Below are 242 nucleotides of genomic sequence, written 5' to 3'. Positions count from 1 at the left end.
CGGAGCCTTGCGCTGGAGCGCGGCCGCAGCAGCGGTGAAATGCGCGTGGTCGAGGCCCTGCTGGCGCGTGCCCCGGCGGCGGCTGTGGCGCACGTGGAGCAGCGGATCGAGCAGGTCCCGGCCGAGGCCAAGCCGGGCCTGCGCGCCTGGCTGGGCGCGGTGCAGGACCGTGCCGGACAGCACGCCGCCGCGCTGGCCACCTGGACCAGCCAGCATGCCAACGAAGCCTCCATGCGCCGGCC

1 pseudogene is annotated in these 242 nt (G+C 76.4%); it reads left to right on the top strand.

Features of this window, described 5'->3' with window-relative positions:
- Positions 1-242: pseudogene (locus ACQG3P_RS22215) on the top strand (tetratricopeptide repeat protein); the annotation flags it as partial.

The sequence above is a fragment of the Stenotrophomonas sp. SrG genome (assembly GCF_050031795.1).
Classification (GTDB): domain Bacteria; phylum Pseudomonadota; class Gammaproteobacteria; order Xanthomonadales; family Xanthomonadaceae; genus Stenotrophomonas; species Stenotrophomonas rhizophila_A.
This window is presented reverse-complemented; position numbering and strand designations above follow the sequence as displayed.